Origin of the sequence: Streptomyces sp. NPDC048270, assembly GCF_040652335.1 — a bacterium.
Classification (GTDB): Bacteria; Actinomycetota; Actinomycetes; order Streptomycetales; family Streptomycetaceae; genus Streptomyces.
The window spans coordinates 129520-145716 of the sequence record NZ_JBEZLV010000015.1 but is presented as its reverse complement, the minus strand read 5'-3'; the positions used below and the strand labels follow the sequence as shown (position 1 = coordinate 145716).

The 16197-nt window shown below is 75.7% G+C and carries 12 protein-coding genes; 4 read left to right on the top strand and 8 right to left on the bottom strand.

Going from position 1 to position 16197, the window contains the following annotated elements:
* The first annotated feature begins 11 nt into the window (after positions 1–11).
* Entirely contained in the window at positions 12–257 is a 246-nt protein-coding gene (locus AB0D66_RS16220; protein ID WP_030708695.1) for a DUF397 domain-containing protein, read from the top strand.
* A 101-nt stretch (positions 258–358) separates the two neighbouring features.
* On the opposite strand, the gene AB0D66_RS16215 is transcribed toward AB0D66_RS16220, so the two are convergent.
* The 4 genes from AB0D66_RS16215 to eccB form a co-directional block, all read right to left on the bottom strand.
* Entirely contained in the window at positions 359–667 is a 309-nt protein-coding gene (locus tag AB0D66_RS16215) for a WXG100 family type VII secretion target (RefSeq protein ID WP_362302782.1), read from the bottom strand.
* Between the two features lie 42 nt (positions 668–709).
* A complete protein-coding gene (locus AB0D66_RS16210) occupies positions 710–1063 on the bottom strand; it encodes a WXG100 family type VII secretion target (RefSeq protein ID WP_362302779.1) in 354 nt (117 codons plus the stop codon).
* Positions 1064–1276: 213 nt separating this feature from the next.
* Positions 1277–2539, bottom strand: coding sequence for a type VII secretion-associated serine protease mycosin (gene mycP, locus AB0D66_RS16205; RefSeq protein WP_362302776.1), 1263 nt, complete (start codon positions 2537–2539; stop codon positions 1277–1279).
* Between the two features lie 11 nt (positions 2540–2550).
* Positions 2551–4140, bottom strand: a complete 1590-nt coding sequence (eccB, locus tag AB0D66_RS16200; protein WP_362302773.1) for a type VII secretion protein EccB — start codon at positions 4138–4140, stop codon at positions 2551–2553.
* A gap of 259 nt (positions 4141–4399) precedes the next feature.
* Between eccB and eccE the strand changes: the two genes are divergently transcribed.
* From eccE to AB0D66_RS16185, 3 genes are all read left to right on the top strand, one after another.
* Entirely contained in the window at positions 4400–5674 is a 1275-nt protein-coding gene (eccE, locus tag AB0D66_RS16195; protein WP_362302770.1) for a type VII secretion protein EccE, read from the top strand.
* Entirely contained in the window at positions 5671–6369 is a 699-nt protein-coding gene (locus AB0D66_RS16190; RefSeq protein ID WP_362302768.1) for a hypothetical protein, read from the top strand. The genes eccE and AB0D66_RS16190 overlap by 4 nt, the downstream gene beginning before the upstream one ends.
* Before the next feature lie 111 nt (positions 6370–6480).
* Positions 6481–8958: an SCO5717 family growth-regulating ATPase gene (locus AB0D66_RS16185; protein ID WP_362302765.1), complete on the top strand. Its 2478-nt coding sequence runs from the start codon at positions 6481–6483 to the stop codon at positions 8956–8958.
* Positions 8959–9061: 103 nt separating this feature from the next.
* On the opposite strand, the gene AB0D66_RS16180 is transcribed toward AB0D66_RS16185, so the two are convergent.
* From AB0D66_RS16180 to rbfA, 4 genes are all read right to left on the bottom strand, one after another.
* Complete coding sequence (locus AB0D66_RS16180; protein ID WP_362302763.1) at positions 9062–10018, bottom strand: bifunctional riboflavin kinase/FAD synthetase; 957 nt, start codon at positions 10016–10018, stop codon at positions 9062–9064.
* A 138-nt stretch (positions 10019–10156) separates the two neighbouring features.
* Entirely contained in the window at positions 10157–14473 is a 4317-nt protein-coding gene (locus AB0D66_RS16175) for a hypothetical protein (RefSeq protein ID WP_362302760.1), read from the bottom strand.
* A 357-nt stretch (positions 14474–14830) separates the two neighbouring features.
* Positions 14831–15739, bottom strand: a complete 909-nt coding sequence (gene truB / locus AB0D66_RS16170; RefSeq protein WP_362302757.1) for a tRNA pseudouridine(55) synthase TruB — start codon at positions 15737–15739, stop codon at positions 14831–14833.
* Positions 15736–16197 carry a 30S ribosome-binding factor RbfA gene (rbfA, locus tag AB0D66_RS16165; protein ID WP_362302754.1) on the bottom strand — a complete coding sequence of 154 codons (462 nt, stop codon included), beginning with the start codon at positions 16195–16197 and terminating at the stop codon, positions 15736–15738. The genes truB and rbfA overlap by 4 nt, the downstream gene beginning before the upstream one ends.

The window sequence follows — 16197 nt, the reverse complement described above, 5'->3', positions numbered from 1 at the left end:
AAAGGCCGCACATGGGCACCCAGCAGGAGAAGGACGAGCTGTACGCGCTCGACATCAGCGGCGTGGAGTGGGAGGGCCCGCCCGGGACCAGCCCCGACGAGGAGCGGGTCGAGATCGCCCGGCTGCCGGAGGGCGCGGTGGCCATGCGGTCCTCGCTGGACCGGGACACGGTGCTGCGGTACACCGCGGCCGAGTGGGAGGCCTTCGTGCTCGGTGCCCGGGACGGGGAGTTCGACCTGGACCGCCACCGGCCCTGACGGACCGGGGCGGCTGTACGGCGAAGCCGGAAGGGGCGCGCCCGGTGCGGGCGCGCCCCTTCGGCGCGTACTGGCTGCGTGCGTCTGCCGGCCGGAGCGGCTCAGTAGGCCTCGGTGAACAGGCGCGAGGCCTTCACGTCGGTGGCGCGGTAGTCGCCCTTGCCCTGCTCGATGAGCTTGGCGACCGTCTCCAGCTTCTTCTGCATCTCGTCGGCGATGCGCTTGTACTTGGTCTGGAGGGTCACGTACTCGCGGTGCGCCTCGCCGTCCCAGGTGTCGGTGACCACCTTGACGGCCTGCTCCATCTCGGCCAGGTCCTTGATGATGTTGTTCGACACGACGCGGATGCGGTCCGCCATCTGCTGGACGGTTTCGTACCGTACCCGGGTGTTGCCGTCGTTGCCCGACATGATCTTCTCCTTCGCGCTGGTGGTGACCGGGAACGACGCCGGTCAGACGTTGTCGAGGCCGGAGCGGGCGCCGCCGCCCGTGCCGCCGCCGGAGGGGGCCACGGCGCGGAACGCCGCGCGCACGTCCTCGTCCTGGGCGTTGCTCAGGTTCTTCGTCTGCGAGACGGCGTTGTGCAGTACCCCGAGCAGGCGGCGGATCTCGTCGTGCTCGACGTTGAGGTCCGACTGCGCCTTCGCGAATCCGGCGGCGCCGACACCGGTCCAGCCGGCGCTCACGGTGGCGATGATGTCGGCCAGCTCGCGGGCCTGGCGGGTGACGGCGTTGGCCGTCTCGGAGATCCTGTTGGCCGCCTTGACGACCGGATCGTCCGCCAGTCCGAAGGTGTTCGTGCTCATCCGAAGCTCCTCACTTCTCAATTCGCCGGCAGAACCGGCGGATTGCGCGGCGGAGCGGACGGTCCCGGCGCGGTGTTGGGTCACGCGCGGCGGACATCCCCCTCCGCTCCACGCGATCCCCCGATCACATTCGTGAAGCCTGCCGTCACTCTAGTCAGTTCAGCCTCACGGCCCAACACCGCTGGGCAGGTTGCGCAGATGAACCGTGCCCGTTCACTGCAAACGGCGTCGGCGGCCGCGGGCGTCGCGGACGACGGTCGCGGTCCCCGCGATGACGGCGATGACGACGGCGCCGATGCCCAGAGCGTACGTGCCGTACCGCTCCTGCCGCTCCTGGGCCGTCTCGGTGAGCCGGAGCCCGGCCGCCTCCGGGGCGGCGGCCGGGGGCGGGCCGGGGTCGGGGACGGGCGCCTTGGGGGCCTCGCGGTCCTGGCTGAGCGCCCGTACGGGGTCGACGACGCCCCAGCCGACGTAGTCGTCGCGGCCCTTGACCGAGCGTTCGGCGGTGTTCTGGATCTGCCAGACGATCTGCTGCGGCGACCAGTCGCCGTGCTTGGCGCGCAGCAGGGCGGCGACGCCGGCGACGTACGGTGCGGAGAAGCTGGTGCCGTTGTCGATGCACTGGCCGAAGCCGGGGACCGTGGAGACCATGTCGACGCCCGGCGCCGCCACCCCGATGAAGTCGCCGGGCTGGGAGAAGGCGGCCCGCTCGTTGTTGCGGTCCGAGGCGCCCACCGCGAGGACGCCGGGGAAGGCCGCCGGGTAGGTCTTGCGCTTCTCGCCGCTCAGGCCGTCGTTGCCCGCCGAGGCGATCACCACGGCCTTGGCGTCGATGGCCTTCTGCACCGACTTGCCGAGCTCGGAGTCCGCGGTCAGCGGCACGTCGGTGTCCTGGGAGATGTTGATGACCTGGGCGCCCTTGGCCACGGCATGGTCGATGGCCTGGCTCAGGGACAGGGCGTTGCCCTTGCCCTGCCCGTCGTTCTGCCGGATCGGGATGATCGTGGCGTCCGGGGCCAGGCCCACGAAGCCGGTGCCCTCCTGGGGGCGGGCCGCGATCAGCCCGGCGACCTTGGTGCCGTGGCCGACGGTGTCGGCCGTGCCGTCCCCCTTGGGGTCGATCAGGTCCTTGCCGGCGCCGATGTCGAGGGCGCCGCTCAGCTGGGGGTTGGCCCGGTCCACCCCGGTGTCGATGACGGCGACGCGGACGCTGTTGCCGTTCTTGTCCTTGCCCTTGGTGTGCGCCCACAGCTCGTCGAGCAGGAGCCGCTGCAGGGCCCAGGGGCGGTCGGCGATCTGCTTCTTCATGGGGAAGGTGCATTCGCCGGCGCCGTCGAGGCGCAGGGTGTACGGGGCTTCGGTCGCGGGCGGGGATGCGGGGGCGGCCGCGGCGGCCGGCGCGGCGGCGCAGACCCCGGCGAGGGCGAGGGCGGCGGCGAGCGGGGCGAGCCGCCGCGGCTGCGGGAGCTGGATCATCGGCGGCCGCCTCACGAACCCTGGGGCTGACGGGCGGAGTTGGTGTCCAGCCGCGGCCCCTTGGAGAGGAACTCCGACCAGGCGATGGGCACCATGGCCGGGGTGACGCCGGCGTAGCCGAGCCGGATCTGCGCCTGGCTGGGCTCGGGGGCGCCGGGCGCGCCGGCCGTGCCGCCCTTCGCCTGCTGGTCGGGGGCGCCGATCTTCGACTGCTCGGCGTCGCTGTCGCCGTTGGCCTGTACCGCGTACCGCAGGCCGGTGTCGGTGACCAGGAAGAGGGAGCCGCCGGCCGTGGTCTGCCTGCCCTGGACCTGCGTGTAGAGCAGTCCCGAGCCCGGGGTGACGTACGCGCTGGTGCCGCTGGCGGTGATGTCGACGGGGAAGCCGCTGCCCGCCCAGGTGCTCAGGGTCTGGCCGCCCTGGCCGTCGACCGCGCGCAGGACGTTGCAGACGGTGTCACGGGCGCCGGGGCCGCCGGCCTGCGCCCCGGCGGCCGGTGCGCTCTGGTTGACGCGCTCCGCCTTCCTCTGCGGCCACTTGACCTCGCCGCCGAACGGGGCGGGGTCCGGGCTGAGCGCCTGGAGGTCGACCTCGCGGGCCTTGCCGTGCATGTTCAGGCCGTCCGTGGCGGGCGCGGAGATCAGCAGCCACGCGACGAACTCGGAGACCGGCGCGACCTTCCCGGGCAGGACCACGTAGTGCTGGGTGCCGGAGCCCGTCTGGGCCCTGAGCACCATGCCCACCTTGTTGTCGGCGGTGACCAGGCCCTTGACGTCGGCGTTGGCGCCGGCCTTTCCGGGCAGTTGCGGGAAGGCCAGGTCGTCACCGGAGTTGAGGGTCGCCAGCCACTGCTCGCTGACCGGCTGCGCGGTGGCGCCCGTACCGACCAGGGCGTTGGTCATCGTGCCCGCGGCCGCGGTGCCCTCGGGGAACTTGTACTTCGTGCCGGTCGCGTCGACCAGGTAGCGCTCCTTGCCCTCGCCGGTGCTCTGCACGTACAGCGCCTGGGTGTCGGTGAGCCTGCGCCCGTCGTCCGTCAGGTGCGCCTCCCGGTCGGCGAGCACGAAGGTGGCGGTCTGCACCCCGCGCCCGTTGCCCCCGGGCTGCTGGCAGACGGCCCAGCGCTTGGCCTTGGCCGCGTCCGCCTTGGCGGGGAGCCGGTCGGGTGCGTACGGGATGCCGATGATGGGGCCGCGCGGCGGCTTGCCGGCGTCCAGCACCTTGTCGTCGACCTGGACCACCTTGAACTTCGAGGGATCCAGCAGAAGTCGGGCCGAGGCGAGGTTCAGCACGGGGTGCAGACGGGTCTGGTCCTTGCCGTTCACCTTCGTCGTCAGGACCACGTACCGGGTGGTCGACTGCTTGCCGACGATCACCTGGGTCCCGGCGTCCGCCCAGCCCTTGGGGGCGGTGGGCTTGAACATGCCCCAGGCGCCGAAGGCGGCGAGGACGACGGCGCCGACGATCACACCCGGCACGACCGCGCGCAACGGGCGCGGCGCGCCCTCCTCGGTGCCCGTCGCGGACGGCTGGAGGAACGCGGCCACCGTGCGCCGCTTCGCAAAGGTGTACGCGTTGAGCTCATCACGTCGTGATGCCATGACCGCCTGATTCTCCCCGCACGGCCCGGTCGGTGAGTACGGTCCCCGGGCCTCGTTCGTCGGACCGGGCACCTACTATGCCTCTTGACCGACGGTATGCAGGGGCCGGGTAGGGTGAGGTTGCCGCTCAGCGCCTTCCACACCGGGGTAATCAGGGCTTGTTGGGGTGGATTGGGGAGATTCCGGGGCCGCGCGGCTGCCGTCGCGCCGTGCCGGAACCGACGGGGGTCTGGTCCCGGGAAGGGGAAGTGCGCGAGTGATGGCCACGGCGACGCAGCCGCAGACCGGCGCTGCCGCACCCGCGCGCGGCGGGGTGGCACCGCATCCGAAGTCCAGCCCCGGGCGCTTCGGCCCGTTCCGATTGCAACAGCTCGTCCTGCTCCAAGTGGCCGCTGCCGTCCTGCTGGTGGCCTGGGTGGTCGAACCGGTGCTGCTGGTGCCCGCCGTTGCTCCCGCGCTCGTCCTGGTGACGCTCGCGGTCGTACGCCGGCACCAGCGCTCCCTGCCGGAATGGATCAGCGGCGCGCTCGCCCTGCGCGCGCGGCAGCGCCGGGCCGCGTCCCTCACCGTGCCCGCGGGCACGGAGCCCGGGCTGGCCCCGCTCGTCGAGGCCGATCCGGCCCTGCGCACCCTGACGTTCAGCGACCGCGACCGGCGGCCGGTCGGCATGATCGGCGACGGCACCTTCCTCACCGCGGTCCTCCAGGTGGACACCGACGCCACCGCGCTGCGGCCCGACCGGGCGGCGCGGCCGCTTCCGCTGGCCCTCGTACGGGACATCCTCGAAGTGGACGGCATCCGGCTGGAGTCCGCGCAGCTGGTGCAGCACACCCAGCCCGCGCCGGCCCCGCACCTGCCCGCCCAGTCGATGGCCACGCGCAACTACGCGCCGCTGCAGGCCCGTACCGGCACTCCGGCGGTGCGGCTCACCTGGATCGCGCTCAAGCTCGACCCGGAGCTGTGCCCCGAGGCGGTCACCGCGCGCGGCGGCGGCCTGGCGGGTGCCCAGCGGTGCCTGGTGCGGGCGGCCGACCAGCTGGCGAGCCGGCTGGCCGGGGCCGGGTTCACGGCGGGTGTGCTGACCGAGCAGGAGCTCACGGCGGCCCTGGCCACCTCCTCGTGTGCGAACCCGATGGCCATCACGCAGGCCGGGCGGTCGGCCGGCACGGGACGGCGGACGCAGGAGACCCCGCGGACCTGGCGGTGCGACGACCGGCGGCACACCACGTACTGGATAGGCCGCTGGCCGCAGCTGGGCGGCGCGGGGGCGGCGCCGCTGCCGCAGTTCGTGGCGCTGCTGACCTCGCTGCCGGCCCTCGCGACCACCTTCAGCCTGACGCTGGCCCCGGCGGAGCGCCAGGGCGTGACCCTGACCGGGCACGTCCGGGTGACGGGCCGCAGCGACGAGGAACTGGTCGCCGCGCGGCGCGAGTTGGAGCGGACGGCACGGGGTGTGAAGACCGGGCTGGTCCGGCTCGACCGGGAACAGGTGCCGGGGCTGTTGGCCTCGCTGCCGCTGGGAGGCGCGCGATGAGGGGCGGTTTCGGACTGGTCGGCCCGCGGCGCGAGCGCCACGTGGTGGCGGCCGTGGACCTCGACCGCCTCGCACTGCCCCTCGGGGACGACGGGGTCGTCATCGGGGTGGACGCCGAGGGGCGGTCGGCGGTGCTCGGCGTCAACCGGCCGACCCCGTACGAGGTCACGCTCATCGGCGGCCTGTGGACGGCGCAGGTGCTGGCGCTGCGCGCGGCGGCCACGGGCGCGCGGGTGGCGGTGGAGACCGGGCGCGGGCAGGTGTGGTCCGGGCTGGCCCAGGCGGCGGGTGGCGGGCAGCAGTGCGTGACCCTGCACGACGTGGGCCGGGTGCCCCCGCAGGGGGCGTCGGCGGGCAGCCCGGTGCTGGTGATCCGGGACTGCGGGATGCGGCCGCCGCGCGGGCGCGTGGTGGCCGGACCCTGGCAGTCGGTGCTGACGCTGCTGCCCTATCTGAGCCCGACGGCTCCGCGGTTGCTCCAGCAGTCCTCGCTGGTGGGCGTGCAGCGGGTGTCGCCGGACGAGGCGGAGCAGATCGGCCGGCTGATGGGCCTGCCGCGGCCCGCGGTGGATTCCCTGCCGACGCTGGGCGACGGGGTGACCCTGTGGTGCACGCCACGGGACCGGCAGTTCGTGTTGACGCAGGGGACGGAAGCGGAGACGGGCCTGCTGGGCGCGGCCCGCCGCATCGACTGAGCGCGGGCAGGGCAGACGGGGGCGGACACCGTACCGGGCCGCGATTAGGCTGAGCGTGGGCGCGGCGCGGAGGTGGGCGCCGGACCAGTGTTCGACAGACCAGGAGGACCAGTGAGCGGCGATCGGAACGAGAGGCGCGGCGGGACGTGGGACGTCCCGACGGACGATCAGTCCGACGCGGAGCCCGAGCTGACGGGCGAGTTCACCATCGACTACACCCCGCCGGCCTGGTACACGCAGGGTGCGGCTCCCGCCGCGCAGGTACCGGGGCTGCCCGAGGGCAGCGGTTTCGAGCCCCACCGCCCGTCGGACGTGGCCTCGCCCCCGACGATGCGGATGGCTCCGCCGGCGCCGCGGCCCCCGTCGGACGACGCGGGCCCGCCCGCCCCGTCGCCGGCGCGGGCCCAGACCCCGGCCGAGCCCCCGGCTCCGGCCGACGCGGGACCGGCCTTCCCGGCTCCGGCCGACGCGGGACCGGCATTCCCGGCTCCGGCCGACGCGGGACCGGCCTTCCCGGCTCCGCCGCTGCCCGCGGTCGAGGTTCCGGCGTTCCGGGCCGAGGCGCTCCCGCCGGCCGAGCCCGAGGCGCCCGCCCCGGCGGCCGAATTCCCCGCACGGCTCGAGCCGCCCGCGTACCGGGCCGAGGCGCTCCCGCCGGCCGAACCCGAGGCGCCCGCCCCGGCAGCCGAATTCCCCGCACGGCTCGAGCCGCCCGCGTACCGGGCCGAGGCGCTCCCGTCGTCCGAGCCCGAGGCGCCCACCCCGCCAGCCGAGTTCCCCGCACGGCTCGAGCCGCCCGCGTACCGGGCCGAGGCGTCCGCACCGGCGGCTCCCCCGGCGCCGGTGCCCCCGGCCCCGGCTCCTCCCGCACCGGCGGAGAACCCGGCCCGCATCGAAGCGCCCGCGTACCGCGCCCCGGCGCTCCCGCCGTCCGAGGCCGGCGCTCCCGCGCACCCGGCTCCGGACCTGCCTCCGCCGCCGGCGGCCGAGCTCCACGCGCCGGCGCCCGTCGAGGCGCCCGCGCCGGTCGGGCCCCCGGCCTACCCGGCTCCGGCCCTGCCCCCGGTCGGGGCAGAGGCCCCCGCGCCGGCCGCGGCCGACGCCGTGCCCGCCGGGGAGCAGGCCGCGCCGGTCAGCCCTACGGACGTACCGCACGCCGGAGCGGAGAACCCGTTCGGGGGACCCGGTGTCCCGCCGCAGGCGCCGCCGCCCGCGTTCCCGGCCCATGACGCCTACCCGTTCCAGCCGCCGGCTCCGGCCCCCGGCCCGGCTCCGGCCGCTCCGGGCCCGGTGCCGCAGCACGACCCCCGCTCCGGCGCCCAGTGGCCCACCGGACCTCAGCAGCACCAGCCGCAGCCGCAGCCCCCGCAGCCGCACGACGCCCGGTACTCGGGCCAGGCCCCCGGCGGCGGGGCGCCGCTCGGCTACACGGCCGCCGTGGAGCTGTCCTCGGACCGCCTGCTGCGCAACAAGCAGAAGCCCAAGAGCAGCAACAACGGCGGCGGCGCCGGCGGCCGCTTCCGCTTCGGCGGCAAGGCGGCCGAAGCGGAGCGCCAGCGCAAGCTGGACCTGATCCGCACCCCGGTCATGTCCTGCTACCGCATCGCCGTCATCAGCCTCAAGGGCGGCGTCGGCAAGACCACGACGACCACCGCCCTCGGCGCCACCCTCGCCACCGAGCGCCAGGACAAGATCCTGGCCATCGACGCGAACCCCGACGCCGGAACGCTCGGCCGCCGGGTGCGCCGCGAGACCGGGGCCACGATCCGCGACCTGGTCCAGGCGATCCCGTACCTGAACTCGTACATGGACATCCGCCGGTTCACCTCGCAGGCGCCCTCCGGACTGGAGATCATCGCCAACGACGTGGACCCGGCCGTCTCGACGACGTTCAACGACGAGGACTACCGCCGCGTCATCGAGACGCTCGGCCGCCAGTACCCGATCATCCTCACCGACTCGGGCACCGGCCTGCTGTACTCCGCCATGCGCGGGGTCCTGGACCTGGCCGATCAGCTGATCATCATCTCGACCCCGTCCGTGGACGGCGCGAGCAGCGCCAGCACCACCCTCGACTGGCTCTCCGCCCACGGGTACGCCGACCTCGTCTCGCGCTCCCTCACCGTCATCTCGGGGGTCCGCGAGACCGCCAAGATGATCAAGATCGAGGACATCGTGCAGCACTTCGAGACCCGCTGCCGCGGCGTCGTCGTCGTGCCGTTCGACGAACACCTCGCGGCCGGCGCCGAGGTCGACCTCGACATGATGCGGCCCAAGACCCGCGAGGCCTACTTCAACCTGTCCGCCCTCGTGGCGGAGGACTTCCTGCGGGCCCAACAGCAGGCCCCGCAGGGCCACTGGGGAGCCCCGCACCAGCAGCACCAGCAGCACCCCCAGCCCCACCCGCAGCAGCAGCCGCCCCCGTACGGCCAGCCCCAGGCGCAGCCTCCGTACCCGCAGCCGCAGCCGCAGCAGCCGTACGCCCAGCCCTACCCGCAGCCGGGCCAGCCCTGGCAGCAGCCCCAGCAGCCCCCGGCAGCCCCGCCGCCGCAGCCCCAGCAGCCGCCGCGGGACCCGCGCCTCGGCTGACCGGCCGACAGCGGCCGACAGCAGGAAGGGCCCGTACCGCCCCGGACACCGGGGTGGTACGGGCCCTCGCCTGTCTCTGCGAGCCGGTCACCCCGGCCTGCCGTCAGCGCGCCGAGTCGTACGCGTCCGTCAGCACCCGCGCCCGCTTCACGTCGTCCGCGATCGCCTCCAGCAGCCCGTCCAGCGACTCGAACCTGGCCATCCCCCGCACGTACGCGAGGAAGTCGACGGCGACGTGCTGCCCGTACAGGTCCAGCCCGATCCGGTCGATCGCGTACGCCTCCACGGTCCGCTCGGTCGCGTCGAACTGCACGTTCGTGCCCACCGAGATCGCCGCGGGCATCCGCTCCCCGTCGGCCGTCAGCCAGCCCGCGTACACCCCGTCCGCCGGGATCGCGGTGTGCGGCGCCGTCTCGACGTTCGCCGTCGGGTACCCGAGCTCGCGCCCGCGCTGCGCACCGCGCACGACCACGCCCTCGACCCGGTGCGGACGCCCGAGGATCTCGGCCGCGCCGTCCATGTCCCCCTCGGCCACCAGCCTGCGGGCCAGGGTCGAGGAGAACGGCACGCCGCCGCCCGCCTCGCCGCGCTCGACGAGGTCCACCACCTCGACCTCGTAGTCGTAGGTGCCGCCCAGCTCGCGCAGGAAGTCCACGTTCCCGGCGGCCCGGTGGCCGAAGCGGAAGTTGGGGCCCTCGATGACCGCCCGTGCGTGCAGCTTGTCGACGAGCACCTTCACGATGAAGTCGGCCGGGGAGAGCTGCGAGAACTCCGCCGTGAAGGGCAGGATCAGCAGCGCGTCCACCCCCAGCCCGGCCATCAGTTCGGCGCGCCGGTCGTAGGGGGCCAGGATCGGCGGGTGGCTGCCGGGGCGGACGACCTCGCTCGGATGCGGGCTGAAGGTGACGACGACGGACGGGACGCCGAGCTCGCGCGCCTTGGCCACGGCGCGTCCGATGATCAGCTGATGACCCCGGTGCACACCGTCGTAGGAGCCGATGGTGACGACGCTGCGTCCCCAGTCCTGGGGGATGTCCTCCAAGCCACGCCAGCGCTGCACTGTGACCGCTCCTCGCCCGAACCCGTGTAGGCCTTGTACTGATTGCCGATTACAGGTCTAAGACTGCCATGCCGGTGCCCGCGGGCCCGCATCGGCGTCCGGCTGGGACGGGCACGCCCGCGTCGTCGCGGCCCCGCCTCACGTCACGTCCGGAGCCGCCCTGCTCAGGGTCTCCACGGTCCGCCGCGCGCTCGGGCCCAGCAGGGCCGCCGCCTCCGCCCCCGCCTGCGCCAGCCACCGCGCCACGAGCGCCCCGAAGGCCGGCTCGGACCGGGCCAGCTCCACCGTCCGGCGCTCGAACACCGCGGGCCCGCCCGGTGCCCCGAGCAGCTGCCGGCCGGTGCGCCGCAGCAGCTCCCGCGTCCGCTCCTCCGGGCGCGCGGCGGCCCCCGCCGCGACCGCCCCCAGGAACGCGTCGAGCACCCGCCGGTCGGTCTCCTTGCGCAGCAGTACGTCGGCCAGCTCCCCGCGCAGCGCGTACGAGGGCTCGCCGCCCGGCGCGGCCAGTACGGCGGCCAGCTCGGCCCGTACCGCCGCCGGGGCGGACCGCAGCAGGTCCTGGACCAGCGGGCGCAGCACCGGGCCCGCGGCCGGGCCCTGCTCGAGGCGCCGGTCGACGAAGGCGGCCGCGTGCGGGGCGTCCTCGGGGCGGCGCGCGAGGTGTTCGCGTACGAGGTCCCCGGCGCGCCGGGCGAGACCCGGCGTGGTCAGCGCGGCCAGGGCGCGCAGCACCTCCCCGTCGGCCCGGGCCCGCAGCGCGTCGAACACCGCGTCCGGGTCGGGCAGTACGGGCAGGGCCGCGACCAGCGCGGCCGCGGGCAGCCGGGCGCCGTGGTCGGGGGCGCGGAAGCAGGCGAGGGCGTCGGGCAGGTAGCGGCCGCGCACCTGTGGGTCGCGCAGCAGCGTCGCCAGGGCGCTGCCGTGCAGGGCCGCGTCGGCGGGGCGGGCCAGCAGGGCCTGGGCGGCGTAGCGCAGCAACTCGCGGTCGGCGGGGGTGCGCACGTGCGCGGCGGTGGCGAGGCCGTACGCGGCGGCCGCGACCCGCCGCCCGGGCCGTTCGTCGTGGGCCCAGCGGTCCACGGCCCGGCACATCGCGGAGGGCTCCTCCTCGGCGAGTACGGCGAGCAGCTCGTCGGCGCGGGGGTGCGCGGCGGTGACGAGCGCCTCGGTCAGGTCGTCGACGGCGAGCCGCCGGTGGGTGTGCAGCAGGGCCTGCGCGGCGGTCGCGACGGTGGCCCCGGGCCGGCCGCGCAGCCGCCGCCCGTCGGAGAACCACGCGCAGAGCAGGGGCTGCGCGAGCCGGGGGTCCCGGGCGAGCCGGCGGGCCGCGGCGTCGAGGTAGCGCTCGCCCGGGACCGCGTCGGCGGGGTCGGCGGGCAGCAGATGGCGCAGGAGGTCGAGGCGGTCGGACTCGGGCAGCCGCAGCCGGTTCCAGAACCGGCCCCCGAACCCGTCGGGGCCGGCGCGGGCCACGTGCTCGGCGAGGGCGTGCAGGACGGGGAGGTGGGGGTGGGCGTCGGGCGCCCGCAGCAGGGTTTCGCGCAACAGCCGGGCGGCCCACCAGATCCGGTCGGGTCCGGTGGCGCCGGGCCCGTCCTCGGCGAAGGCGCCCAGGCGGTGGACCAGGCGCTCCAGCTCGCCGCGCAGGCTCTCGGCGGGCAGTCTGCGCAGGGCCTCCAGGACGGGCCCGATCCGGTGCCGGGGCACGGGGAGGCCGGACCTGGCGGGCCGGTGGACGAGGCAGTCCAGGGCGGTCGGGACATCCAGGTGGAAGGCCTGGATCCAGTCGGCCAGCTCCTCGTGGGCGAATCGGTAGCCGGGTCCGGCGGGCACCAGCAGCCGTTCGGCGAGCACGGCGGAGGCCCAGCCGGTGCGCCACGGGAAGAGCTCCTCGAAGTCGCTCCGGGCGAGGGCCCCCTGACCCGGCCCCAGACAGCGCCGGGCGGCCTCGTGGATCCTGCCTGCCACACGTGCGGCGAGCCGCCGCACTCCGGGGCCGTGCACCCGGCTACCGGCGGCGTGGTCGGCGGCGATGCGGACCGCGGCGCGCAGGCACAGCAGGTCCAGGTGGGCGGCGAAGACCTCGTCGCGGCCGGGGCGGCCGGCCGTGACCCCGGCGGCGCGGATCCCGGCGAGGAGGCGCAGGGTGAGCGGGTGGCGGGCGTCGGTGGCCCGGACGGCGCCCTCGGGTACACCCAGGCGGGCCCGCACGGCCTCGGCCTCGGCGGCGGTGAGGTCGCCGAGCGGCAGGGCGGGCGGCATCCGCCGGGCCGGGCGGGCGGGCGTGTGCAGCACCTCGGGCGGGAACAGGGCGCCGGCCCGCTCCCAGTGCTCGGGCCGAGCGGCGACGGCCAGCCGCGCTCCCGTCGCGCGCAGCCACTGCGCGGTCGCCTCGGTCCAGGCCCCCAGGCGGTGCGCGAGCTCCGGCGGCATCTCCTCGGGCGCATCGAGCACGACGAGCAGCTCCCGCCCGGCCGCCGCGGCCACCCGCGCCACGTGACCGGCATCGGCGGGGGCGGGACCCGCGCCCTCCCCGCGCAGCCCCGCGGACACGTCCGCCCCGGCCGCCACCGGCCGGCTGGTCGGCGCCCCGGACGCGGCGCCCGCCACGAACGCCGGGGCCGGCACCGAAACCGCGGCCGCCCCGGACAACAAGAACCACGCAGCCGACCCCGCCGCCCCGTCCGACCCGGGCCATACGGGCTGAGCCCCCGGCCCGGCCGACCCGGGCGATACGTGCCGGGCCCCCGGCCCGGCCGCCCCACCCGACCGGGGCGATGCGTGCCGGGTCCCCGGCCCCGCCGCCCCACCCGACCCGGGCGACACGGGCTGGGCCCCCGGCCCGGGCGCCCCGGCCGACGCGGGCCCGGCAGAGGGCGCCGAAGTCCCGGCCGCCACAGACGGCCCCGACCACGTGGACGGCCCGGGGTCCGCCGCCGGCCCAGGCAGCGCAGACCACACGGACGCCCCCGCCGCACCACCCCACCCGGCCCGTACGTCCTGCATCCGCGACCCGAGCCCCCCGTCCGACGCGGGCCGAGCAGACGGCACGGAAGCCCCAGCCGACGCAGACGAAGCACACGGCCCCGACACCCCGCCCCACCCGGCCCGTACGTCCTGCATCCCCGGCCCGAGCCCCCCGTCCGACGCGGGCCGAGCAGACGGCGCGGAAGCCCCAGCCGACGCGGACGAAGCACACGGCCCCGACACCCCGCCCCACCCGGCCCCCACAGGCGGCTGACCCCCCGACCCAGGCGCCCCATCCGACGCAGGCCAAGCAGACGGCACGGAAGCCCCAGCCGACGCAGACGAAGCACACGGCACACACCAAGCCGACGCTGCCGTCGACCCGGGCGCCCCGGCCGGCCCGCACGCCGTGGCTGACCCCGGCCACGCGGCCGGCCCCGCCGGCCCCGCCGGCCCCGCCGGCTCGAGCGGCCTGTTCGGCGGGCCCGCGGTGGTGACGGTGCGGGTCGCGGCGGCGGTGAGGGCCCGCGTCACCGCGTCGGCCAGCGAGGTGTCCGCGGCCGTCAGGTCGGCACCGCGCAGCCACAGCGTCGGGGCGGGGCGGGCCCCGCCGGCCCGGCGTACCGCGAGGGCCGCCAGCGCGGTGGTGCGGCCGGTGCCCGGCTCGCCGACCAGGCCGAGGACGAGGCGGTCCCCGGCCGTGAACGCCTCCAGTTCGGCCGCGACCCCCGGCCGCTCCACCGGCTCGCAGCCGGCCTCGCAGCCGGCCTCGCAGCCGGCCTCGGCCCCGGGCGGGGGAAGGGCCGCGCCCACGGTGGCCCCGGTCAGCTCCAGGACTCCGGCGAGGTTCAGGTCCGGCCCGTACGCGGGCACGGTCGCGGCGTTGCGTTCCAGCAGGGCGGCCAGCGGACCGGACGGGTCGGCGACGGCCGCCGCGCGCAGGGCGACCGCGAAGCCGCCGGAGCGGTGCTCCGCCCGCAGAGCGGTGCCCAGGACCGCGAGCACCGCCCCCGTCCCCGCGTCGAGGACCGGGCCACCGCAGGCCTCCCCGCCTTCGCTCAGCGCGTCCCGCCCGTCCGTTCCGATCGCCAGCTCCACCGCGGCCCGCACGGGCACGGCGTGCGGGCCGCCCGCCGTGCCCGCCTGGTAGGTGACCTCGGCGCCCCCGAGCACCCGCGCCTGACGCCACCCCCGCGCGGGCAGCCGTACGTACGTCCCCGGGGAGATGGCCTCGCGCACGGCCACCGGCAGCGGACGCAGCCCGAGCCCGTCGGTCCGTACGAGCGCCAGCGCGAGCTCCGGCAGGGCGGTCACGTCACCCGCCTCGGCCAGCCAGGTCCGGCCGGCCGCCCCCGGCGCGCGCAGCACCACGCGGCTCAGCCCGTCGACCGCCTCATGGCTGGTGACCACCGTCCCGCGGTCGTCGGCGACGAACCCGCTGCCGCGCGCCCGACCGGCGAGATCGCAGATTGTGACGAGCTCCGCCATGGCCGCACCACTCCCCCGCAACGCCCCGTGACCACGACGGTAGGCAGGTGAAGATCAGCGAGAACAGCACGTGAGGCGAAAGCGCCCCCTTACGCTCCCTCCATTCACTCCGAGCGCCTGCTCGGACGGGTGAATTAGGGGCTCCGGATGGATAGAGACCTACCCGAGGGGGGTCGTGGAGCGGTGAGCGCCGATGGAGGTGCGCTCACCGCTCCACGTCAACGTCAACGACGACCGCCGCACGGCAGCCGACGGACCGGCAGCCGACGGACCGGCAGCCGACGGACCGGCAGCCGACGGACCGGCAGCCGACGGACCGGCGGCGGACGGACCGGCGGCGGACGGACCGGCGCTGGGTCAGACGAAGACCGCGAGGGACTTGGCCTTGCCGCCCTTGCTCTCCACGAGCCCGAGCAGCGTTCCCTCCGGTCCGAAGACCGCCACGGTCCGGCCGGGCTCGTACGCGTCGGGCATCTCGATCCGCACGCCGTTGGCGAGCAGCGAGGCGCGCCGGGCGTCCAGGTCCCAGCGCGGGAAGGCCGCGGCCGCCGCCTCGCCGATCGGCATGACGGTCAGCTCCTCCTGGAGCTGGTCCAGCGTGCGCGCCCGGTCGATCTTGTACGGGCCCACCCGGGTGCGCCGCAGCGCGGTGAGGTGCCCGCCGACGCCCAGGTCGGCGCCGAGGTCACGGGCCAGGGCGCGGATGTACGTACCGCTGGAGCAGACGACGGAGACGACCAGGTCGACGACCTTGGTGCCGTCCTCGGCCTCCGCCTCGCGCATGTCGTACACCTGGAACGAGGAGACGGTCACCGGGCGGGCCGGGATCTCGAAGTCCTCGCCGTCTCGGGCGCGCTTGTAGGAGCGCACGCCCTTGATCTTGATGGCGCTGACCTTGGACGGGACCTGCATGATCTCGCCGGACAGCTTGGCGATGCCCGCGTCCACGGCCTCCCGGGTGACCCCGGCGGCGTCCGTGGAAGAGGTGATCTCGCCTTCGGCGTCGTCCGTCAGGGTGTTCTGGCCCAGGCGGATCGTGCCGAGGTACTCCTTCTCCGTGAGCGCGAGGTGGCCGAGGAGCTTGGTGGCCTTCTCGACGCCCAGGACCAGCACGCCCGTCGCCATCGGGTCGAGCGTGCCGGCGTGGCCGACGCGGCGGGTCTTGGCGATCCCGCGCATCTTGGCGACCACGTCGTGCGAAGTGAAGCCGGACGGCTTGTCGACGATGACCAAGCCGTCCGGAGTCTTCCCTGCGTTGCTGCTCATTCCGCGGCTGCGTCCTCGTCCGAGTCGTCGGCGTCCTCGTCGGGCTTCTTGTACGGGTCGGCATCGCCGGCGTACTTGGCACCCGAGGAGACCTCACGGACCTGGGCGTCGGAGGTCCGCGCCTTTTCGAGGAGGTCCTCGATGGTCTTGGCGTTCTCCGGGAGGGCGTCCGCGACGAAGGTCAGGGTGGGCGTGAACTTGGTCCCCGCCGCCCGGCCGACCGCGGAGCGCAGTACGCCCTTGGCGCTCTCCAGGCCCGCTGCCGCGCTGGCCCGGTCCTCGTCGTCCCCGTAGACCGTGTAGAAGACCGTGGCCTCCCGCAGGTCGCCGGTGACCCGGGTGTCCGTGATGGTCACGTGCGTACCGAGGCGGGGGTCCTTGACACCGCGCTGCAGCTTCTCCGCCACCACCTCCCGGATGAGGTCCGCCAGCTTCTTCGCCCGCGCATTGTCGGCCAC